Annotated in this window: 19 protein-coding genes; 5 read left to right on the top strand and 14 right to left on the bottom strand. The window is 67.8% G+C overall.

Annotation, left to right across the window (positions count from 1 at the left end):
* Nucleotides 1–19 precede the first annotated feature (19 nt).
* The gene (locus tag ACN0TP_RS14335) at nucleotides 20–838 is read left to right on the top strand and encodes an HAD family hydrolase (protein ID WP_417220008.1); all 819 of its coding nucleotides are present in this window, start codon (nucleotides 20–22) and stop codon (nucleotides 836–838) included.
* A gap of 110 nt (nucleotides 839–948) precedes the next feature.
* Here ACN0TP_RS14335 and ACN0TP_RS14330 read toward each other — a convergent pair whose 3' ends face one another.
* The 7 genes from ACN0TP_RS14330 to ACN0TP_RS14300 form a co-directional block, all read right to left on the bottom strand.
* The gene (locus tag ACN0TP_RS14330; protein WP_003792170.1) at nucleotides 949–1,047 is read right to left on the bottom strand and encodes a 30S ribosomal protein bS22; all 99 of its coding nucleotides are present in this window, start codon (nucleotides 1,045–1,047) and stop codon (nucleotides 949–951) included.
* A gap of 127 nt (nucleotides 1,048–1,174) precedes the next feature.
* Complete coding sequence (locus ACN0TP_RS14325; protein WP_417220006.1) at nucleotides 1,175–1,387, bottom strand: helix-turn-helix domain-containing protein; 213 nt, start codon at nucleotides 1,385–1,387, stop codon at nucleotides 1,175–1,177.
* Nucleotides 1,388–1,522: 135 nt separating this feature from the next.
* Nucleotides 1,523–2,608 (bottom strand): 3-deoxy-7-phosphoheptulonate synthase, encoded by a 1,086-nt coding sequence (locus ACN0TP_RS14320; RefSeq protein ID WP_417220004.1) that lies wholly within the window; start codon nucleotides 2,606–2,608, stop codon nucleotides 1,523–1,525.
* Between the two features lie 299 nt (nucleotides 2,609–2,907).
* Nucleotides 2,908–3,456, bottom strand: coding sequence for a flavin reductase family protein (locus ACN0TP_RS14315; RefSeq protein WP_417220002.1), 549 nt, complete (start codon nucleotides 3,454–3,456; stop codon nucleotides 2,908–2,910).
* Between the two features lie 85 nt (nucleotides 3,457–3,541).
* Nucleotides 3,542–4,882, bottom strand: a complete 1,341-nt coding sequence (gdhA, locus tag ACN0TP_RS14310; RefSeq protein WP_417220000.1) for an NADP-specific glutamate dehydrogenase — start codon at nucleotides 4,880–4,882, stop codon at nucleotides 3,542–3,544.
* 156 nt (nucleotides 4,883–5,038) lie between these two features.
* The gene (locus ACN0TP_RS14305; protein ID WP_417219998.1) at nucleotides 5,039–5,650 is read right to left on the bottom strand and encodes an ArsR/SmtB family transcription factor; all 612 of its coding nucleotides are present in this window, start codon (nucleotides 5,648–5,650) and stop codon (nucleotides 5,039–5,041) included.
* 56 nt (nucleotides 5,651–5,706) lie between these two features.
* A complete protein-coding gene (locus ACN0TP_RS14300; RefSeq protein WP_417220041.1) occupies nucleotides 5,707–6,903 on the bottom strand; it encodes an acetoin utilization protein AcuC in 1,197 nt (398 codons plus the stop codon).
* Between the two features lie 176 nt (nucleotides 6,904–7,079).
* Between ACN0TP_RS14300 and ACN0TP_RS14295 the strand changes: the two genes are divergently transcribed.
* Together ACN0TP_RS14295 and ACN0TP_RS14290 are read left to right on the top strand one after the other, a co-directional pair.
* On the top strand, nucleotides 7,080–8,474 hold the full coding sequence (locus tag ACN0TP_RS14295; RefSeq protein WP_417220040.1) for a TrkH family potassium uptake protein: 1,395 nt from the start codon (nucleotides 7,080–7,082) through the stop codon (nucleotides 8,472–8,474).
* Complete coding sequence (locus ACN0TP_RS14290; RefSeq protein ID WP_417219997.1) at nucleotides 8,467–9,138, top strand: potassium channel family protein; 672 nt, start codon at nucleotides 8,467–8,469, stop codon at nucleotides 9,136–9,138. The genes ACN0TP_RS14295 and ACN0TP_RS14290 overlap by 8 nt, the downstream gene beginning before the upstream one ends.
* A gap of 29 nt (nucleotides 9,139–9,167) precedes the next feature.
* Here ACN0TP_RS14290 and proC read toward each other — a convergent pair whose 3' ends face one another.
* The 6 genes from proC to ACN0TP_RS14260 all read right to left on the bottom strand — a co-directional run bounded on the left by proC (nucleotide 9,168) and on the right by ACN0TP_RS14260 (nucleotide 17,208).
* Nucleotides 9,168–10,037: a pyrroline-5-carboxylate reductase gene (gene proC / locus ACN0TP_RS14285; RefSeq protein ID WP_417219995.1), complete on the bottom strand. Its 870-nt coding sequence runs from the start codon at nucleotides 10,035–10,037 to the stop codon at nucleotides 9,168–9,170.
* 33 nt (nucleotides 10,038–10,070) lie between these two features.
* Nucleotides 10,071–10,898 carry a sugar phosphate isomerase/epimerase family protein gene (locus ACN0TP_RS14280; RefSeq protein WP_417219993.1) on the bottom strand — a complete coding sequence of 276 codons (828 nt, stop codon included), beginning with the start codon at nucleotides 10,896–10,898 and terminating at the stop codon, nucleotides 10,071–10,073.
* A gap of 17 nt (nucleotides 10,899–10,915) precedes the next feature.
* Nucleotides 10,916–11,935 carry a Ppx/GppA family phosphatase gene (locus ACN0TP_RS14275; protein ID WP_417219992.1) on the bottom strand — a complete coding sequence of 340 codons (1,020 nt, stop codon included), beginning with the start codon at nucleotides 11,933–11,935 and terminating at the stop codon, nucleotides 10,916–10,918.
* 17 nt (nucleotides 11,936–11,952) lie between these two features.
* Nucleotides 11,953–14,694 (bottom strand): type I DNA topoisomerase, encoded by a 2,742-nt coding sequence (gene topA / locus ACN0TP_RS14270; protein WP_417219991.1) that lies wholly within the window; start codon nucleotides 14,692–14,694, stop codon nucleotides 11,953–11,955.
* Between the two features lie 130 nt (nucleotides 14,695–14,824).
* Nucleotides 14,825–15,466, bottom strand: coding sequence for an ArsR/SmtB family transcription factor (locus tag ACN0TP_RS14265; protein ID WP_417219989.1), 642 nt, complete (start codon nucleotides 15,464–15,466; stop codon nucleotides 14,825–14,827).
* A gap of 11 nt (nucleotides 15,467–15,477) precedes the next feature.
* Entirely contained in the window at nucleotides 15,478–17,208 is a 1,731-nt protein-coding gene (locus ACN0TP_RS14260; RefSeq protein WP_417220039.1) for a methyltransferase, read from the bottom strand.
* Between ACN0TP_RS14260 and ACN0TP_RS14255 the strand changes: the two genes are divergently transcribed.
* Nucleotides 17,207–17,770, top strand: a complete 564-nt coding sequence (locus ACN0TP_RS14255; RefSeq protein ID WP_417219987.1) for a GNAT family N-acetyltransferase — start codon at nucleotides 17,207–17,209, stop codon at nucleotides 17,768–17,770. The two genes, ACN0TP_RS14260 and ACN0TP_RS14255, sit on opposite strands and share 2 nt — an antisense overlap.
* On the opposite strand, the gene ACN0TP_RS14250 is transcribed toward ACN0TP_RS14255, so the two are convergent.
* Nucleotides 17,725–18,651 (bottom strand): rhodanese-related sulfurtransferase, encoded by a 927-nt coding sequence (locus ACN0TP_RS14250; protein ID WP_417219986.1) that lies wholly within the window; start codon nucleotides 18,649–18,651, stop codon nucleotides 17,725–17,727. The genes ACN0TP_RS14255 and ACN0TP_RS14250 overlap by 46 nt on opposite strands.
* A gap of 220 nt (nucleotides 18,652–18,871) precedes the next feature.
* Here ACN0TP_RS14250 and ACN0TP_RS14245 point away from each other — a divergent pair, with 220 nt between their 5' ends.
* Nucleotides 18,872–19,537 carry a GNAT family N-acetyltransferase gene (locus ACN0TP_RS14245; protein WP_417219984.1) on the top strand — a complete coding sequence of 222 codons (666 nt, stop codon included), beginning with the start codon at nucleotides 18,872–18,874 and terminating at the stop codon, nucleotides 19,535–19,537.
* Nucleotides 19,538–19,562 lie beyond the last annotated feature (25 nt).

Genomic DNA, 19,562 nt, shown 5'->3' with positions numbered 1-19,562 from the left:
CACCGGATACACTGACCAGATGCCAGAGCAGTCCGGATCAGCCGCAGCGCCCGAAGCGCCGCGTCCCTCCGGCCGTGCCGCGGCCTTCTTCGACGTCGACAACACGATGATGCGGGGAGCGAGTTTGTTCGCCGTCGCCCGCAAGATGTACAGCCGGGGCGCCTTCAGCCTCCGCCATGCGCTCTGGATTGGCGCGCAGCAGGCCAGTTTCCTGGTCCGCGGGGAGAACCTGGCCTCGGTCCATCGGGTCAGGGACCAGGCGTTGGCCCTGGCCGCCGGCATCCTGGTCGATGACATGACGGCGCTGGGTGACGAGATCTACGACGAGTTCATTGCCAGCCGCATCTGGCCGGGGACCCGTGCACTGGCCCAGGCCCACCTGGATGCCGGCCGCCCCGTGTGGCTGGTCACGGCGACGCCCCTGGAGGTCGCGGATGTGATCGCCTCGAAGCTGGGTCTCTCGGGTGCGCTCGGTACGGTGGTCGACCAGCACGAGGGCGTCTACACCGGCCGGCTCGTCGGTGAGATCCTCCATGGGCCGGCCAAGGCGGCCGCCGTCGGGGAACTGGCCGCACGGGAAGGACTGGACCTGTCGGCCAGCTGGGCCTATAGCGATTCCCACAACGACATCCCGCTGCTCACGGCCGTCGGCCATCCCGTGGCGATCAACCCCGACGTCAGGTTGCGACGCCATGCGCTGGCCCACCACTGGCCGGTCTACGACTTCCGCCGTGGCCGCCGGGCCGCGACGATCGGACTGCGGACGGCCACCTACTCGGGTGCCGTGTACGGGCTGTGGCGGGGCCTGAAGATGATGAAGCGGCGCTTCCACGGCTGAACGCGGCCGCCCCTTCGCGGCCAACTCCCCCGGACATGACGACGGCGGGACCACCCGAAGGTGGTCCCGCCGTCGTTCGCCGTCACGCGGGAACTGGTCCCGCAGCGTGGCTACTTCTTGTTGCGACGCTGGTGACGCGTCTTGCGAAGCAGTTTGCGGTGCTTCTTCTTGGCCATCCGCTTGCGGCGCTTCTTGATAACTGAGCCCATTTGGTTCCTCACAGACTGGTGATTGATTACTGCTGACGGCCACGCGGGGAGCAGGCGGCAACCATCGCGGACGTTAAATGTTCCTTAACAGGTTACCTTGCCCAAGGGACCGGTGCGGACCACGCTTTCACGCGGTCTCCGATGCCCCGTCCACGCGTGCCGTGTTCAGGTAGGCTTCGACTGCGGTTTCCGGCACTCGGTAGGAACGGCCGAAACGCACTGCCGGAAGGTCGCCAGCGTGCACCAACCGGTACACGGTCATTTTCGAGACACGCATCATCTCGGCGACCTCGGCCACCGTCATGAAACGCGCGTTCGAAAAGTTCTTAGCGTCTGCCATCGGCAATTTCTCCTGAACTGGCTGAAAGGAACACCCCAGCGAGGCATCGCCCGGATCGACCCGCGCGCAGTACCATCTAGCACCCCACCCTAGTGGCTGGTGTGAAGATTGGGAAACCCGGGGCACTCCCCGCCGTCATCTGGCCGTGTTGCGCGCCACCACGGCGGCGGCCAGGGTCTCCAGCGCCGCCTGCGTGGCGTCCCATCCCATGCACGCGTCCGTCACGGACTGTCCGTACACCAGGGGCGCCCCGGCAACGATCTTCTGCGCGCCGGGCACCAGGAAGCTCTCGGCCATGATCCCGGCCACCGCGTCCTGCCCCGCCGCGATGCTCGCGGCCAGCTCGTGGAGGACCACCGCCTGGCGTTCGTGGGATTTGCCGGAGTTCGCGTGGCTTGCGTCGACCACCAGGTGGGGGTTGATTCCGGCGGAGGTCGCCGCCCGGCCGGCCGCCGCGATGTCGGCATCCGAGTAGTTCGGCCCCGCCGCCCCTCCGCGCAGCACCAGGTGCACGTCCGGGTTGCCGTCCGTGCGCACCATGCTGGCACGGCCCAGTGGGTCCATCCCCAGGAATGCCTGCCCGGAGGCCGACGCGGCACAGGCATCCAGGGCGACCTGCAGGCCCCCGTCGGTTCCGTTCTTGAACCCGACGGGCATCGAGAGCCCGGAGACCAGCTGCCGGTGGATCTGGCTTTCAGCGGTTCGGGCGCCGATCGCACCCCAGGACACCAGGTCCCCCAGGTACTGTGGGGTGACCGGCTCCAGGAACTCGGTGGCCGCCGGCAGGCCCAGCGCCGCGACGTCGAGCAGGAAGCGCCGGGCCGTCCGCAGCCCGGTCTCCATGTCGTGGCTGCCATCCAGCCCCGGATCGTTGACCAGCCCCTTCCAGCCCAGGGTGGTCCGCGGCTTCTCGAAGTAGGTCCGCATCACCACCAGTAGTTCCCCGCGGTGACGGGCCGCGGCACGAGCCAGGGCGCGGGCGTACTCCAGCCCGGCCACCGGATCGTGGATGGAACACGGGCCAACGATGACCAGCAGCCGTTCGTCCAGGCCCGAGAGCACGGCACGGACTTCCCCGCGGGCCCGGGCCACGGTGTATTGCGCGTCGGGGCCGGCGGGCAGTTCGGTGCGCAGCTCGGCGGGGGTGGGCAGCGGCGAGTAGCCGACGATGTGCTCGTCGGTGTTCGCTGCGGTTGCGGTTTCCTGGCCGGTGGTGGTCATCTCGGGGCCTTTCGGTGGTGGCGTCGTGCCCTTCCACTGCGGCCCCGGGTTCGCTACCGGAGTGTGACCACACCGTCCAGGGCCGCCGTTTCAATGGCAAAGGGCCTGGAACCTGGGTTCCGGCCCTGTCGACTCTGGAGGTGGGTATGCGCAATCAGCGTGCCGTGGGCTCCTCCAGAGCCGACGCAAAATACGCATACCAACGGGTTGTCATGCATCCAGCCTAACGCCGGCCCGGACGCCGGCCCGCGTCCGGTGCCGAATATGACGCGGAACGACGCCGGTGCCTCCACCGGCGCCTAGCGCAGGTGGCGGTACTCCCGGGAGAAATGCACCAGGGGGTCGTTCTCGGCGTGTGGGTCCCCGGTGCCGCCCATGGCCACGACCTCACCGGCCACGACCAGATGCGTGGCCACCGGGTGCACCGCCGTCGTCCTGAGTTCAAACCACGCGATGGCCCCGTCGATGACCGCGGAACCGGAGACCGGTGAGCGGCTGAAATGGACCTGGTTGAGCAGCCCGTGGACCGGGTTCCCGGGGCTGGCGAGCCAGTTCGCCGTGCCTTCCTGCCCGCCGGTGAGCAGCGACAAGGTCCAGGTCCCGGCGGCTTCCACCGCCTCGGCGATACGGCCGTCTGCGTAGAGGCTGACGAGCATCGTCGGCGGGTCGTAGGAGACGTCGAGGAAGCCGGTTACCGTCGCGGCGATGTCGTGCCCGTGGTGGCGGGTGGCGACCACCGCGGTGCCCGCGGCGATGTCCCCGGCCAACAGCCGGTAGGCGTCGATGTCTTCCTGGTCCACGGCCCCGGGGTCGATCCGGTGGCCAGGCAGCGGTTCTGGATTCTCCATGCCACTACTGTGGCAGACATCGAGGGCCACCCCGCAGCGTCGGCGGGGTGGCCCTTCATCGTGGTGCCGTCCGGGGCGGTGCTCCTTAGATGACGCCCAGGGCGAGCATCGCGTCCGCGACCTTGGTGAACGCCGCGATGTTGGCGCCGGCCACGTAGTTGCCGGGCTTGCCGTACGCGTCGGCCGTCGTCGCACAGGTGGTGTGGATGCCGACCATGATCTCCTCGAGGCGGCGTTCGGTGTGTCCGAAGCTCCACGAATCGCGGCTGGCGTTCTGCTGCATCTCCAGCGCCGAGGTGGCCACGCCGCCGGCGTTGGCTGCCTTGCCGGGGCCGAACAGCACGCCGGCGTCCTGGAAGATCTGGGTGGCGTCGGCGGTGCAGGGCATGTTCGCGCCCTCGGCGACGGCCACGATCCCGTATTCCACCAGCCGCTTGGCTGCGGTGGCATCGAGTTCGTTCTGGGTGGCGCTGGGCAGGGCGACGGTGGCGTCGACGTCCCAGACGCTGCCGGACTCGACATAGTCGACCTTGCTGCCGCGGCGTTCGACGTAGTCGCTGATGCGGCCGCGTTCGACCTCCTTGATCTCGCGCAGCAGTTCCACGTCGATGCCGGCCTCGTCGACGATGTATCCGCCGGAGTCCGACGCCGCGACGACCTTCGCCCCGAGGGTCTGCGCCTTGGCGATCGCGTTGATGGCCACGTTGCCCGAACCTGAGACGACAACGCGCTGGCCGTCGAAGCTGGCCCCGCGGGTCTTGAGCATTTCCTGGGCGAAGAGCACCGCGCCGTAGCCGGTGGCCTCGGGGCGCAGCAGCGAGCCGCCCCAACCCATCCCCTTGCCGGTGAGCACTCCGGATTCGTAGCGGTTGGTGATCCGCTTGTACTGGCCGAAGAGGTAGCCGATCTCGCGGCCGCCGACGCCGATGTCACCGGCGGGGACGTCGGTGTATTCACCGATGTGGCGGTACAGCTCGGTCATGAACGACTGGCAGAAGCGCATGACCTCGGCGTCGGACTTGCCGCGCGGGTCGAAGTCGGACCCGCCCTTGCCGCCGCCGATCGGCATGCCGGTCAGCGCGTTCTTGAAGACCTGTTCGAAGCCCAGGAACTTCACGATGCCCAGGTACACCGAGGGGTGGAAGCGCAGTCCACCCTTGTAGGGGCCCAGTGCGGAGTTGAATTCCACGCGGAAACCGCGGTTGATCTGGACCTTCCCGGCGTCATCGACCCACGGGACGCGGAAGATGATCTGGCGCTCCGGTTCGCACATGCGCTGCAGGATGGCCGCGTCGGCGTATTCGGGGTGCTTGCCGATGACGGCATCAAGGCTTTCGAAGACCTCGGTCACGGCCTGGTGGAATTCGGATTCCCCCTGGTTGCGGTGGAAAACGTCTTCGCGGATATCGAGCAGATGCTGATCCAAGCGGTACTCCTTTGAACGTGAGCTGGGCGCGACGGCACCCAGCGGGTGAGCGTCGGCGCTCCGGATAGAAGAATTGCACGTCCCACCCCGCCGGACCCAACCGGTCGTAAAGATGCCCCCGACCGCCCGTAACGTGGATCAGGTCACGCCGGGGCCCTAGCGGCGCCGCCCGAACTTCGGTTTCTGGAGCCGCTCCAACAGGTCCTGGGCCCGTCCGGTCACCTGTTCGACGGTGCGCCCCACCGTCCGGCCCAGCTGCTGGGAGGTGTTGGTGTTTCCCGGAATGACGGGCGCTTCCCGGTCCGCGGTGCCGGCGGCCGAGGCCGCCACCGTCTCCCGCTGGGCTTGCTGCATGGCACGGTAGGACGCCGCTGCCTCCAGGGCGCGGGCCGTCGCATCCTCTGCGGGAGCGGGGGCCTGCGCGGCCACCGCGGGGGTCTTGCCCGCGGGGGTCATGGTCTTGTATCCTGCGCGCCCGGAATCCACCGTCCCGTTCTCGGCAGCGGTTCCCCGCGGGAACCCGGCGAGCCAGCTCGCCGCCGTCTGCAGCGATCCCGGTTCGACGGCGTAGATCCGGCGCTGCCCGTCGGCCCGCATCCGCAGCACCCCTGCCTCGCGCAGCACCTTCAGGTGCTTGGAGACGGTCGGCTGGGAGACCTCCAGGGTCTGCACCAGGTCGCCGACCGAGTTCTCCCCCTCCCGCAAGGCGTCGAGGATCCTGCGCCGCGTGGGATCTGACAGAACGGAGAAGACGTCGTCGGAAGTCATTTCATCACCCTATCCGCATATGCCATCCGGGGCATCGCCACCACGCGGCGTCCGGGTCAATCGAACCAGGGGTCCAGGCCGTAGAGCGGGAAGACCTCCTTGCGGGTGGCCATGATCGTGCGGTCAATGGCGTCGGCCGGGTCGTATCCGACTTCCCAGGATCGCCACCACAGGTCAGCGCCGTCGTTCATCAGCTGCGGTCCCTGGACGCCGTAGCGCTCAAGGACGTAGTCCAACCAGGCGCCGGGGACTTCGGTCCGCAGCGGAACCGGTTGTCCGCCGGCGATGGCCACCAGGTGGCTCCAGGTGCGGGGAACGACGTCGATGAGGTTGTACCCGCCGCCACCGGTCGCGATCCACCGCCCCTGGCAATGCCGCTGGGCCAGGTCGGCGATGTCCAGGGCGTTCTGTCGCTGCCCGTCCACGCTCAGGCGCAGGTTGGACAGATCGTCGCCCCGGTGGCCGTCACAACCATGCTGGCTGACGACGACCTCCGGTCCGAAGGCGGCGACCAGTTGCGGGACCACCGCGTGGAAGGCACGGAGCCATCCGGCATCGGTGGTCCCTGCGGGTACCGCCACGTTCACCGAGCTGCCCAGCGCGCGGGGCCCCCCGATCTCGTTGGCGAAGCCGGTTCCCGGGAACAACGACATGCCCGATTCGTGCAGCGAAATGGTCAGGACGCGCGGGTCGTCCCAGAAGATCGACTGGGTGCCGTCGCCGTGGTGGGCATCGACGTCGATGTACACCACGCGTTGGGTGCCCCCGTCCAGCAGCCGCTGGATGGCCAGGGCGGCGTCGTTGTAGATGCAGAAGCCACTGGCCCTGCCGCGCGCCGCATGGTGCATGCCGCCGGCGAAGTTGACCACATGCAGCGCGCTACCGGCCAGGATCGAGTCGGCGGCCTGGAGGGATCCACCGGCCAGGCGGGCACTGGCGACATGGATGTCGGCGAAGGCGGGGTCGTCCTCGGTGCCCAGGCCGCGTTCCTCGTTGACCTCACCGGGGTGCTCCCCGGCATGCCGGACGGCCGCGATGTAGTCGCGATCGTGGACGGCCGCCAACTCGTCGTCGCTGGCGACGCCCGGAGCAACCAGCGAGAGGTTGTCCCGTTCGAGGATCCCCAGCCCCTCGATCATCCGCATGGTCAGGTCAAGACGCGAAGGGTGCATGGGATGGCTGTCGCTGAAGCGATAGGACATCAGGTCCTCGCTCCAGACGACCTCGGTGGGTGGTGACGGCGCTGTACTCATGCTCACCGGCTCAGGTTACGCGATCCGGTGTCCAGAGCTGTGATCGGCGTCGCACCGGCGGTTGCTGCCCGGTGCAGGCTGCACCGGGTGCTTTACTGTGGACAGTGCCGGGAAACGCCCGGATTCCACCCTTCCCGGAGCCGCCGCAGACCATGTCGTCCCCACCGCAACCCACGATGCTGACGTGGGCGAACGCCGTGCCGCGTTTCCTCCAGGGGTCGCGCGACTTCGTGGATGCCGTTGCCGCGACGTCGCCGGCACGCCTGGCCATCGTCGTCTTCGCGCTGGTCATTGCCTTGTTCACGACCATCTTGTCCTTGCCGGCCGCCTCCGCCAGCGGTGAATTCACCCCGCTGCACGATGCCCTGTTCACCGCCACCTCTGCCGTCTGCGTCACGGGCCTGACCGTGGTGTCGACGGCGACGCACTGGTCGCTGTTCGGCCAGGTGGTCATCATCGTCGGCGTCTTCATGGGTGGCTTGGGGATCCTGACGCTGGCCTCCGTGCTGTCGCTGGCGGTGAGCAAGCGGCTCGGGGTGCGCGGCAAGCTGCGCGCCCAGGAGGCCATGAACATCCAGAACGTGGGGCGGCTCGGCGAGGTCGGCACGCTGCTGCGCATCGTGATCACCACCTCGGTGGCCATCGAGGCGCTGCTCGCCCTGGCGTTGGCCCCACGCTTCTTCGTCCTGGGCGAACCGGTGGGCCGGGCGATCTGGCACGGCATCTTCTATGCCGTCTCCGCGTTCAACAGTGCCGGGTTCACCCCGCATTCCGACGGCCTGGTCCCCTACGAGACCGACCTGTGGGTGCTGATCCCCCTGATGACCGGCGCGATCATCGGCTCCCTGGGCTTCCCGGTCCTGATGGTGCTCATCGTCCATCGCGGCAGGTACCGCAAATGGAACCTGCACACGAAGCTGACGATCGTCGTCTCCGGCATCCTGCTCTTCCTGGGCAGCGTCGGCTGGGGCGCCATGGAGTGGAACAACCGGGCGACCATCGGCGGCATGGGCCTGGGGGACAAGCTCATCCATTCGTTCTTCGCCTCGGTGATGACCCGCTCCACCGGCTTCAACCTCGTGGACCAGAACCAACTGGAAACCCCCACCATGCTGCTCACCGATGCCCTCATGTTCGCCGGTGGCGGCTCGGCGTCGACTGCCGGCGGCATCAAGGTCACCACGATTGCCGTCATGTTCCTGGCGATCGTCGCCGAGGCGCGCGGCGATTCGGACATCCGGGCCTTCGGCCGACGCATCCCCGAAAGCACCATGCGGGTGGCGATTTCCGTCGTCGTCCTCGGTGCCACCCTGGTCAGTGTTGCCACCGGGTTGCTGCTGGGCATCAGCGGACAGCCGCTGGACCGCGTGCTCTTCGACTCGATTTCCGCGTTCGCCACTGTCGGGTTGAGCACCGGGTTGGCCGGTGAGCTGCCGCCGGAGGGCAAGTATGTGCTCTCGGCCCTCATGTTTGCCGGCCGGGTGGGCACGATTACACTGGCCACGGCATTGAGCCTGCGCCACCGCAACCAGCTCTACCACTACCCGGAAGAGAGGCCGATCATTGGCTGAGAACAAATCGGAGCACAACGCCCCCGTCCTGGTCATCGGGTTGGGCCGTTTTGGTGCCGCCGTCGCGGAGCAGCTGGTGCGGCAGGGCCGGGAGGTCCTGGCCATCGAACGCAACCAGGACCTGGTGCAGAAGTGGGCCGGTTCGCTGACCCACGTCGTGGAGGCCGATGCCACCAACGTCGATGCGCTGCGCCAGCTCGGCGCCCAGGACTTCACCTCGGCCGTCGTCGGGGTGGGCACCTCGATCGAGTCCTCGGTGCTGATCACCGTCAACCTGGTCGACCTGGGCGTGGAGCACCTCTGGGTCGAGGCGATCACCCCCTCGCACGGCAAGATCCTCTCACGCATCGGCGCCAACCACGTGGTCTACCCGGAGGCCGACGCCGGCGTCCGGGCGGCGCACCTGGTGGGCGGACGCATGCTGGACTTCATCGAGTTCGACGACGGGTTCGCCATCGTGAAGATGTACCCGCCGAAGGAGACCCAGGGCTTCACGTTGGGCGAGTCACAGGTCAGGTCCAAGTACGGCGTGACGATCGTGGGCGTGAAGTCACCGGGCGAGGACTTCACCTACGCCCAACCGGACACCAAGGTGACCCGCCGCGACGTGCTGATCGTCTCCGGGCACGTCGACCTGCTGGAGCGCTTCGCTGCCCGCCCCTGATCCGCAGACGGCCAGCGGCCGGGCGCGGATCAGCCGGCCAGTTCCCGGGTGATCTCGGCCGCACGGTCCGCTGCCGCCCGGGCACCGGAGGCGATGCCCGCCGGGATGCCGGCGGCGTCGAAGCCCTCGAGCGCGGCCTGGGTGGTGCCGTTCGGGCTGGTGACCGCCGTGCGCAACTGCGAGGGGTCCGCCGCCGGATCGTCCAACATGGCGCCGGCGCCGGCCACCGTGGCACGGGCCAGGTCGCGGGACAGCTCGGCATCCAGCCCCAGTTCCTCGCCCGCCCGGGCCATGGCCTCGGCCAGGTAGAACGCGTAGGCCGGACCCGACCCGCTGACGGCCGAGACGGCATCGAGCTGTTCCTCGGGAACCACCCGGACCAGGCCGGCGCCGGAGAAGAGCGCGACGACTGCGGCGACGTCGGCCTCGCTGGCGGAGGTCCCCCCGGACAGCGCCACGACCCCCTTGCCGACGGTCAGCGGCGTGTTGGGCATCGAACGCACGACGGGCTGCCCGGCGGGCAGCACCGCCTCGATCATGGCGGTGGTCACCGCGGCGGCCACGCTGACGACGACTGCTTCCGGTTTCAGGGCGGCCGCGATGTCACGGCAGGCATCCTGGATGCCCACCGGCTTGACGCCCAGGAAGACGACGTCCGCCTCCGCGACGGCGTGGCTGTTCGCTGCGGCGTCATCGTGGGTGGCCAGGGTCCTGACCCCGGTGTCGGCTGCCAGGGCCGCGGCCTTGTCCGTCCCGCGTACGGTGGCGGTGATGTTCCCGGCGTCGAACCCGCTGGCGAGGATCCCGCGCAGGATCGCCCCGTTCATGTTGCCGGTGCCGATGAAGGCCAGGTTCCGGACGGTACGGGCGTCGGTGCTGGGTGTGTTCGAAGATGACATGGCCCCATTTTTGCATGCCGGGGCGCGGGGCGCTCAGCTGGCGTGAGTCGTCACGTCGGTGCTGGTGTCCGCCGAGGCCGGAGCGAGGTGCTCGCGGGCAAAACGCAGTGTTTCGGCCAGCCATTCCTCGCGTTCGCCGGCCCCCTTGGCCTTGCGGGTGGAGACCTCCACGACGACGTGCCCGTCCCATCCGCTGTCCCGCAGGTGTTCCATGGAGGCGACCACCGGCTGGGTGCCCCGGCCGGGGACCAGGTGCTCGTCCTTGCCGTTGTCCAGTCCATCGCACAGATGCACGTGGCTGAGCCGGTCGCCGAGCTGCCTCACCGACTTCAAGGAGTCCACATTGGCGATGGCCGCATGGGAGAAGTCCCAGGTCACGAACTCGTAGGGCTGGGGCACGGGGTCCCAGTGCGGCAGGTACATCTTCGTCTCCCGGCCACGGGCCCGCCACGGGTACATGTTCTCCACGGCGATGCGCACGCCGTAGTCATCCATGATGCGCTTGACGCCGTCGGCGAAGCCGGTGGCGTAGCTGCCCTGCCAGCGGAACGGCGGGTGGACGACCACGACCTCGCAGCCCACGTCACGGGCCATGGCCGCGGATTTCTCGATCTTCGACCAGGCTCCGCCCCAGACCTGTTGGGTCAGCAGCAGGGTGGGGGCGTGGATCGCCAGGATCGGCTGGTCGTAACGGGAGCTGAGTTCGGTGAGCTTGCGGGGATCCTGCGAGAGGTGGTTGCCGGTGACCAGGACCTCGACGCCGTCGTACCCGATGTCCCGTGAGACCGCGAAGGCATCGTGGACATTCAAGGGGAACACCGATGCACTGGACAATCCAACCTGGATCGAATCCTTGGACATTGCCTGGCTCCCTCTTCTCATTCGATGGCCTCCCGCGCGGGCAACCCTGGCAGCTGGCCCAGTTCCACCTGGCCTACTCCCACGCTACTCCCCAGAGGTAACGGCCCGTCAAAGATCAGGTGGTCAAAGCGGCGCAGGATCAGCCCCTCCCGCAGTGCCCAGGGGCAGATGCGCACGGATTTGATGCCGAGCACGTTCATCGCCGTCGTCGCGACGATCGCACCGGCCAGCATCTGCCGGGCACGGATCTCCGAGACGCCCGGCAATTCGCTGCGTTCCTGTTCCGTCATGGCCTCCAGGCGGCGGCCCCAGAGTTTCAGGTCCTCCAGCCGCAGGACCCGTTTGACGTGGATGCCGTCGGCGCTGGGGGCGGCTCCGGTGATCCGGGCCAGCGACCTGAAGGTCTTGGAGGTGGCGGTGACCAAGGTCGGACGCGGACGGTCGGCGATGGCAGCCAACGGCTCGGCCAGGGTCTGTTTCACATACGCCTTCAGCGCCTTCACGTCCGCGGTGCGCGGTGGATCACCCGGCAACCAGTCCCGCGTCAGCCGGCCGGCGCCCAGGGGGACGGACAGTGCCACTTCGGGGAACTCATCGGTGCCGTAGGCCATCTCGAACGAACCGCCGCCGATGTCCAGGTCCAGGATCCGCTCGGAGCTCCAGCCGAACCAGCGGCGCACCGCGTAGTAGGTCATCCCGGCTTCCTGCTCCCCGGACAGCTCGGTCAGCCGGGTTCCGGTTTCGGCCTCGACCCGCTCGATCACCTCCGGGCCGTTGGTGGCATTGCGGATCGCCGAGGTGCAGAACGCCAGCAGGTCCTCGGCCCGGTGCCGGGTCGCGAAGAGCGAGGCCTCATGGACGAATTCGAGCAGCTCGCGCTGCCCCTCCTCGTTGATCGCCCCGTCCTCGTCGAGGTAGGCCACCAGGGACAACGGCCGCTTGTGCGAGGCGAAAGCCGTCGGCCGTGCCCCCGGGTAGGCGTCGATGAGCAGCAGGTGCACCGTGTTCGAGCCGATGTCGAGGACGCCCAGTCGCATCGTGGCCTCCGCCTGCGCTACTTCTTCTTCTTGGCGGCGGGCCGCTTGGCCGGGGCCTTGCGGGCCCCACGCTTCACGGGCCCCTTGGCGCGCTTTTCGGCCAGCAGTTCGACGGCGCGCTCACGGGTGAGCTCCTCGATGCTGGTCCCGCGGGGAACCGTGATGTTGGTGATGCCGTCGGTGATGTATTCACCGAAGCGCCCCTCCTTGACCACGATCGGCTTCTCGGAGACCGGGTCCGGACCGAACTCGGCCAGCGGCGGCGTCGCGGCGCGGCCACCGCGCTGCTTGGGCTGCGAGTAGATCTCCAGCGCCTGCTCCAGCGTGATGGTGAAGATCTCCTCCTCGCTGCCGATCGAACGCGAATCGGTGCCCTTTTTCAGGTACGGCCCGAAGCGCCCGTTCTGCACGGTGATCTCCACGCCTTCGGCGTCCGTGCCGAGCACGCGCGGCAGCGAGATGAGCTTCAGCGCGTCCTCGAGCGTCACGGTTTCCAGCGACATCGACTTGAACAGCGAACCGGTGCGCGGCTTGACCTTGGCGGGCTTCTTCGGCGGCTTGGGCTTGCCGTTCTTGTAGTACTCGACCGGCTGGGCCGCCAATTCGGCCTCGGTGGGCTCGACGATGACCTCGGTGACGTAGGGCCCATACCGGCCGTCCTTGGCCACGATCTCCCGCCCGGATTCCGGGTCGGTTCCCAGGGAGCGTTCGGAGGGCCCGGAGTTCTCCATCAGCTCGATGGCCTTCTCGGCGGTGAGCTCATCCGGTGCCAGGTCCTCGGGGACGTTGGCCCGTTCGGGTTCGCTGCCCTCGGGGGCGTCTGCGGGCAGGGGCCGTTCCAGGTACGGTCCGAACTTGCCCACGCGCAACACGATGCCCGGGGCGATGTCGATGGAGTTGATCGCCCGGGCGTCGATGTCCCCGAGGTTCTCCACGATGCCCTGCAGGCCGCTTCCCTCGGTGGCGCCGAAGTAGAAGTCCTTCAACCAGGCCGAGCGGCCCTTGTGTCCCTTGGCGATCTCGTCCAGGTCGTCTTCGAGCCGCGCGGTGAACCCGTAGTCCACATACTTCGCGAAGTGCTCCTCGAGCAGCCGGATCACGGAGAACGCGATCCAACTCGGGACCAGGGCGCCGCCGCGCTTGGTGACGTAGCCGCGGTCCATGATCGTGGAGATCGTCGGCGCAAAGGTCGAGGGACGGCCGATTTCGCGTTCTTCGAGTTCGGCGACGATCGAGGCCTCGGTGTAGCGCGGCGGCGGGGAGGTCTCGTGGCCGCTGGCGGTGATGTCGGCGGCGTTCAGGGCATCGCCTGGGGCCAGCTGCGGCAGGCGGCGTTCGGCGTCGTTCTCCGCTTCCTCCTGCGCCGAGGTGTCCTTGCCCTCCTCGTAGGCGGCCATGAACCCGCGGAAGGTGATCACGGTGCCGGAGGCGGAGAATTCGGCCCGGCGGCCGTCGGTGGCCTCCCCGGCCAGCCGGACGGAGGCGGTCGAGCCCTTGGCGTCGGCCATCTGCGAGGCGACGGTGCGCTTCCAGATCAGTTCGTAGAGCCGGAACTCGTCACCACCGAGCTGGGATTTCACGTCGCGGGGGCGCCGGAAGGCATCGCCGGCGGGGCGGATGGCCTCGTGGGCCTCCTGCGCGCTGTCGGACTTGGACTTGTAGACGCGCGGCTTCGCGGGCACCGAATCCTGGCCGTACAGCTCGGCTGCCTGCTTCCGGGCGGCGTTGACCGCCTCGTTGGAGAGGAAGACCGAGTCGGTACGCATATAGGTGATGTAGCCGTTTTCATACAGCCGCTGCGCCACCTGCATGGTCGACTTCGAGGACCAGCGCAGCTTGCGGGAGGCCTCCTGCTGCAGCGTCGAGGTCGTGAACGGTGCCGCGGGGCGGCGGGTGTAGGGCTTGGTGTCGACGCTGGTGACGGCGAAGGTGCTGTCCTGCAGGCCGGTGGCCAGCGAGGTGGCCGAGGCCTCGTCGAGATGCACGACGGCGGTGCCCGACTTGGGGGTCTTCAGGCCTCCGCGGTCATCGAAGTCGCGTCCCGAGGCAACCCGTCCGCCATCGACGCCGACGAGCTTGGCGCGGAAGGACTCCCCCGCTCCGGTGGCGAATTCGCCGGCCAGGTCCCAGTAGGAGGCGGAACGGAAGGCCATGCGTTCACGTTCGCGCTCGACCACCAGGCGGGTGGCAACTGACTGCACCCGGCCCGCCGAGAGGCCACGGGCGACCTTGCGCCAGAGCACCGGGGAGATCTCGTAGCCATACAAGCGGTCCAGCACGCGTCGGGTTTCCTGGGCATCAACCAGGTCGGTGTCCAGGTCACGGATGTTCTCCATGGCCCGGGCGATGCCTTCCTTGGTGATCTCGGTGAACGCCAGGCGGTAGACCGGGACCTTGGGCTTGAGGACCTGGAGCAGGTGCCACGCGATGGCTTCGCCTTCGCGGTCCGCATCGGTGGCCAGGTAGAGTTCGTCGGCATCCTTGAGCTCGGCCTTGAGCTCGGAGACCTTTTTCTTCTTGTCCGGGTACACGACGTAGTAGGGCTCGAAGTCGTTGTCCAGGTCGACGGCGAACTTGCCCACCGGTGATTTCTTCAGTTCGGCCGGCAGCTCAGAGGGCTGCGGAAGATCCCGGATGTGGCCGACGGATGCGTCCACGACGAAGCCATCGCCCAGGTATTTGGCGATCGACTTGCTCTTGGCCGGTGACTCGACGATGACGAGTTTCTTGCCGGTTTTTTCCTTGGCCTTCGGGGGCACAACACTCCTATTTGCAGCTGACGGCACGCCAAACGGGGCGCGCCTGCTCATTCTTGCACTAGGTTAGCCCGTTCGGGGACACCCACCGCAAGCCGCGACGTCAGATGTGGCCAACGCCGCCTCCGGCGTTTCAGCTTTTGGGGCCCGGCTTTTCCGGGAGGAAGGAGAGCATGTAGTAGACGCGTTCACCCTCGACGCTTCGTTCCTCCGGAACGGCCATCGCCTCGTATTCATCGACCAGGGCGTACACGCGTTTGGCGAACTCATCCTGCAGTTCCTTGCGCAGGAAGACCATGCCAGTGGTCAGCACCGGGGCACGCCCCGGGGCGGGGTCGATTCCCGCCTTGCGTTCGGCGTCACGACGGTTGATCTCCGCGGTGAGCCGTTCACGGAAGGCGTTGAGCTGGACATTGAGGAAGGCATTCTTCGCGGCGATGGAATCGGTGAGGGACCCGACCACCAGCTGGTCGCCTGCGGCTTTCCACCGTCGCTCACGGCCATCGCCTTCGCTGGCGGCGCGTTCGACGTAGCCGTATTTTTCCAGCGCCCGCAGGTGGTAGCTCATCGCACTGGGGGTGAGATTGCACCGCGAGGCCAGCTCGGTGGCCGTGCGGGTCGTCTGCGATGCGAAGAGTTCCTCCAGGACCTCCAGGCGTGCCTCGTGGGCCAGGGCCCGGATCGCCTGGGGATCGCTGATGACCACGGGGTTGTCGGTGTGGCGTCGGATGCCCTTGTCGTCCGGAGGGCGTCCCACGGATGTGTTCTGCGTCATGTGGAAAAACTTTAGCCTTTGTTTCGCATTTCCGTGAGGAACCCCTGTGTAACGAGTCGGCCAACACTGGCCAGTAGGTTCTCCACGGTCTCCTCGGAGTCGCCGTCAACCAGGGAGGCGACGGCCCGCGCCAGGACGCCCACGGAGTATTCGCCGTCACAGGCGGAAACGAATCCGGCCTCCGCAGAGGACAGCATGGTGGTCCTGCGCAGTCCGGCGCCCTGGCGCAGGAGGATCACCCCGGGGTGTTCCGCCCCCGGACGCTGGTGCCTCTCCTCGGTGACGTCTTCGGCGATCTGCAGCAACAACTCCCCCGCGTCCCGACCGGCCAGCGCGTCGGTGGCATCGATTTGCGCCGCAAGGTGCGGGCCGATGGGCTGTTCCAGGGGGTAGGTGATCTCCTCGAAGCGGGTGCCGAAGGTCAATTGCCCCGGCTTGGCGGGGCGGCGCAGCCAGAGCATGCCGAAGCCGATGGCTTCCACGTCCCGCGCGGCGAAATCGGCGAGGTAGTCCGCGTAGGCTGAGGCATAGGCGGCACGGTCCCTGCCCTGGGAGGCGTCGCGCAGCCACGTTTCGGCGTAGACCTCCGGCTCGGTCTGGTCGCGCTGGATGAACCAGGCCTCCGTCTGCTCCGGGACCCAGCTCCTGGGCCGCGAAGCCCAGGCAGGGGTCGTATTGTCACTGGTTGAGTTATCCACCATGTCGTGGTCGATGACGCCGTCGGCGGTGTCCTGCCCGACGGCCCGGATTTCCCAGTTGCCCAGCATCTGTGCCGTCCCACCGGGGGCAAGAACGCCGGGCAGTCCACGGACCAGGGACTCGATGAGCGCGTCCCCGGCCATGCCTCCGTCACGGTAGGTGTACTGGTCGGCCGCCTGCTCACCGGCATGCCGGGGTGTGATCACGAAGGGCGGGTTGGAGACGACCAGGTCGAAGCGTTCACCCTCGACCGGTTCCAGCAACGAGCCCAGCCGGAGTTGGACCCGGTCCCACAGCCGGCCAGGATCCAGTTCGAGGCCCCTGTGGTTGAGCAGGAGGTTGAATCGGGTGAAGGCCAACGCCCGTTCGGAGATGTCGGTGGCCACGACGGTGCGGGCATGGGAGAGCAGGTGGAAGGTCTGGATGCCGCAGCCCGTCCCCAGGTCCAGGGCACGGTCCACGGGTCGGCGGATCACGGTTTGGGCCAACGTCAAGGAGGCCCGCCCGATCCCCAGCACGTGGTCATGTGCCAGAACGCCGGGTCGCTGGTGGGCCCCCAGATCGCTGGCGACCCAGATCTCCACCTCCGAGTCGCTGGCATGCGGTCGCAGGTCCACGGCGGCGCGGAATTGCCGGCCATCGGGCTCGATCAACCCCAGGTGGCGGGCTCCGTCCAGGCCCAGTTGCGGAAAGGCGAGGGCCAGGCCCCCGCTGTCCACGCCCAGACCCAGCAGCCAGAGCCGCACGAGGTGGACCAGCGGGGTCGCTTCACCGCGGGCGATGAGCTCGTCGGTGGCCAGGATGGCCGGCACCGTCTGGTCGCGCCCGAGCGCCTGGTGTGCAGCGTCGCCCAGCAGTGCCGTCACGGCCTCATGGTGGTAGTCGGCCGTGTCCAGGTCAGCGGCCAGGGCGTCGAGCAACCCCTGGTCATCGCTGCGCGGGGCGTGGTCAATGACGGCGAAGGGGTCCGTAGTATTCACGGTGCCGATCCTAATGGCCGATAGGCTTCCGGTGCATTCACCCCCACTTGCAGGAGCTGCCATGCCCCAGGTCACCACGACATCGCTGCACATGCGATCAGTCGATGAGCTACGTCCCTCCCGCGCAACCCTGCCCGCGGGGTGCCGCATCGAGCGCGTCGACGCCATCACCCCGGAATTCAGCAAATTCCTGTACCGGTCGGTGGGAAGCGTGTGGAACTGGGCCGACCGGTTGCCGCTGACACGACGCGAATGGGCCGACATCATCACACGCCCGGGCAGCGAAACATGGGTGCTCTGGACCAACGGGGCTCCGGCCGGATACCTCGAGCTCGCCGGTTCGCCCGAGGGCGTGGTGGAGATCGTCTATTTCGGGCTCTTCCCCGAGCAGCTGGGGCGTGGATTCGGCGGCCTGCTGCTGGCGGAGGGAACGACACGGGCCTGGGACCTGCACACCCGGTGGCAGGGTTTTGCCCCGGTCCACCGCGTGTGGGTCCATACGTGTTCGCTGGACGGGCCGGCTGCACTGGCCAACTACCGGGCCCGGGGCTTCGAGGTCTTCGCCGTCGAGGAAGCGGATCAGGCGGTGGTCGACGCCTCCACCGGCTGGTGGCCGGAGGCATAGCAGTCGGGGCAGAGGCGCAAGGCGTCGTCTGCGGCACACGTGGGGCAGAACAGCCTCAATTTGCGGCATGACAGGTTGGCGCAGTTCTCGAATTTGTTGGTGGGTGCCTCGCATCCCACACAGCGGCCGACGGTCACCGCGTTCGGCGTGAACTCCAGGTGCATGCGCCGATCGAAGACGTACAGCGAGCCCTCCCACAACCCGGCATCACCATACTTTTCCCCGTACCGGGCGATGCCGCCCTTGAGCTGGTAGACCTCGCGGAAACCCCGGTTGACCATCAAGGCCGAGAGCACCTCGCACCGGATGCCTCCCGTGCAGTAGGTGACCACCGGCTTGTCCTTGAGGTCGTCGTACTTGCCCGAGTCCAGTTCGCGGATGAAGTCATGCGTGGTCTCCACCGCTGGGACGACGGCCCCCTTGAACTTGCCGATCTGCGCCTCGAAGGCGTTCCGCCCGTCGAAGAACACCACTTCCTCGCCCGCCGACCGCCGGGAATCAACCAGTTCGTGGACCTGCTCGGGGCTCAGATGCCTTCCTCCGCCCTGGACACCCTCCTCGGTCACGGTGAGCTCGCCCGGGGCACCGAAGGAGACGATCTCATCGCGGACCTTCACCGAGATCCTCGGGAAATCCTCGGCCGACCCGTCGCTCCACTTGATGTCCATGCGATGGAACGCCGGATACTCCCGGGTCGCCTTCACATATTGCTTCACCGCGCGGATCTCGCCACCCGCGGTCCCGTTGATCCCGTCCTTGGAGATCAGGATCCTGCCGCGTAGTCCCCATTGCTCAAGCAGCGAACGCTGCCAGAGGCGGATTGCCTCCGGGTCGGCAAGCGGAGCGAAGGCGTAGAAAAGGACAATACGGTGCTGGGCCATCCCTTCATCGTAATGTGCCGACATGGTCATGACCGAGCCGTCGCCGGGCGACCCGTCCCGGGTCGTCGTCCCCGCTCCGGGGGCCCGGCAGAGCGCCACATGACGGGATTTCACCGCTCCGACCCGAAGCCCGGGAAGGATGTTAACAATTCACTACCGAATGGCAACAGTTACGTCCCCGCCTCCCCCCACCACCCCCGTACCGGGTAGTGTCTGGGACATGGGATCGACTGCGAACGACAATCTGATTGGCACCTGGGTCACCGGCTGGGTGGGCGCCCGTGGCTATGAAAGCCGCCAGGAAGGGCGCGTCCATGCAGCGTTGCGCCATGACACCAGTGGCGACTGGGAATACATCATCCATGAACCGACAGCCGAGGAACTCGTGGCCGTCGGGGAGACCCTGAACAAGCATCCGGCACGTCGGCTCACCGCCGTCACCGGCGACTCCCAATCCGTCAGCGAGGCGGCACGGGCCGCTGGCCTGAGCGTCGTCGCCGCCGAGGAGGCGCTGATGGTCGCCGACATGGCCGGCCAGGATGTCGAGTCCCCCCGCCCGGCCGAGGGATTCACCATCGAGATCGAGCGCGACGGCAAGCACTCCTACGTTTCCATCCATCTCGAAGAGGACCCCGAGGTGGTCGCGGCCAGCGGACATGTTGCAGTGGTCGAGGAGTTCGCGGTCTTCGACCGGATCATCACCGCCCCGGACTTCCGTCGCAAGGGCCTGGGCAGCCTGGTCATGCGCGCCCTGGTGTCGCTGGCCATGGAGCACGACGTCGAGGAGGGCCTGCTGGTTGCCTCGGTCGACGGCCAGGCGCTCTACCAGTTCCTCGGGTGGACCCCGATCGGCACGATCGTGACGCTCGAGGGCCAGCGGGACTAACCGGAGCCACGATGTCGGTCGTTGA

Source organism: Arthrobacter sp., from assembly GCF_048266065.1.
In the GTDB taxonomy this organism is placed as follows: domain Bacteria; phylum Actinomycetota; class Actinomycetes; order Actinomycetales; family Micrococcaceae; genus Arthrobacter_H.
The sequence above is the reverse complement of the archived record's forward strand: the minus strand, read 5'-3'. Positions and strand labels throughout refer to the sequence as shown.

What these genes read in the sequence shown, in the direction of transcription:
- ACN0TP_RS14255 (WP_417219987.1), top strand. Translation starts at nt 17,207, where the DNA reads ATGCCCCAGGTCACCACGACATCGCTGCACATGCGATCAGTCGATGAG.
- ACN0TP_RS14315 (WP_417220002.1), bottom strand. Translation starts at nt 3,456, where the DNA reads ATGGAGAATCCAGAACCGCTGCCTGGCCACCGGATCGACCCCGGGGCC.
- ACN0TP_RS14305 (WP_417219998.1), bottom strand. Translation starts at nt 5,650, where the DNA reads ATGACTTCCGACGACGTCTTCTCCGTTCTGTCAGATCCCACGCGGCGC.
- ACN0TP_RS14245 (WP_417219984.1), top strand. Translation starts at nt 18,872, where the DNA reads ATGGGATCGACTGCGAACGACAATCTGATTGGCACCTGGGTCACCGGC.
- ACN0TP_RS14275 (WP_417219992.1), bottom strand. Translation starts at nt 11,935, where the DNA reads ATGCGACTGGGCGTCCTCGACATCGGCTCGAACACGGTGCACCTGCTG.
- ACN0TP_RS14250 (WP_417219986.1), bottom strand. Translation starts at nt 18,651, where the DNA reads ATGGCCCAGCACCGTATTGTCCTTTTCTACGCCTTCGCTCCGCTTGCC.
- ACN0TP_RS14330 (WP_003792170.1), bottom strand. Translation starts at nt 1,047, where the DNA reads ATGGGCTCAGTTATCAAGAAGCGCCGCAAGCGGATGGCCAAGAAGAAG.
- ACN0TP_RS14295 (WP_417220040.1), top strand. Translation starts at nt 7,080, where the DNA reads ATGCTGACGTGGGCGAACGCCGTGCCGCGTTTCCTCCAGGGGTCGCGC.
- ACN0TP_RS14280 (WP_417219993.1), bottom strand. Translation starts at nt 10,898, where the DNA reads ATGTCCAAGGATTCGATCCAGGTTGGATTGTCCAGTGCATCGGTGTTC.
- ACN0TP_RS14300 (WP_417220041.1), bottom strand. Translation starts at nt 6,903, where the DNA reads ATGAGTACAGCGCCGTCACCACCCACCGAGGTCGTCTGGAGCGAGGAC.
- proC (WP_417219995.1), bottom strand. Translation starts at nt 10,037, where the DNA reads ATGTCATCTTCGAACACACCCAGCACCGACGCCCGTACCGTCCGGAAC.
- ACN0TP_RS14265 (WP_417219989.1), bottom strand. Translation starts at nt 15,466, where the DNA reads ATGACGCAGAACACATCCGTGGGACGCCCTCCGGACGACAAGGGCATC.
- ACN0TP_RS14320 (WP_417220004.1), bottom strand. Translation starts at nt 2,608, where the DNA reads ATGACCACCACCGGCCAGGAAACCGCAACCGCAGCGAACACCGACGAG.
- ACN0TP_RS14335 (WP_417220008.1), top strand. Translation starts at nt 20, where the DNA reads ATGCCAGAGCAGTCCGGATCAGCCGCAGCGCCCGAAGCGCCGCGTCCC.
- ACN0TP_RS14325 (WP_417220006.1), bottom strand. Translation starts at nt 1,387, where the DNA reads ATGGCAGACGCTAAGAACTTTTCGAACGCGCGTTTCATGACGGTGGCC.
- ACN0TP_RS14260 (WP_417220039.1), bottom strand. Translation starts at nt 17,208, where the DNA reads ATGGCAGCTCCTGCAAGTGGGGGTGAATGCACCGGAAGCCTATCGGCC.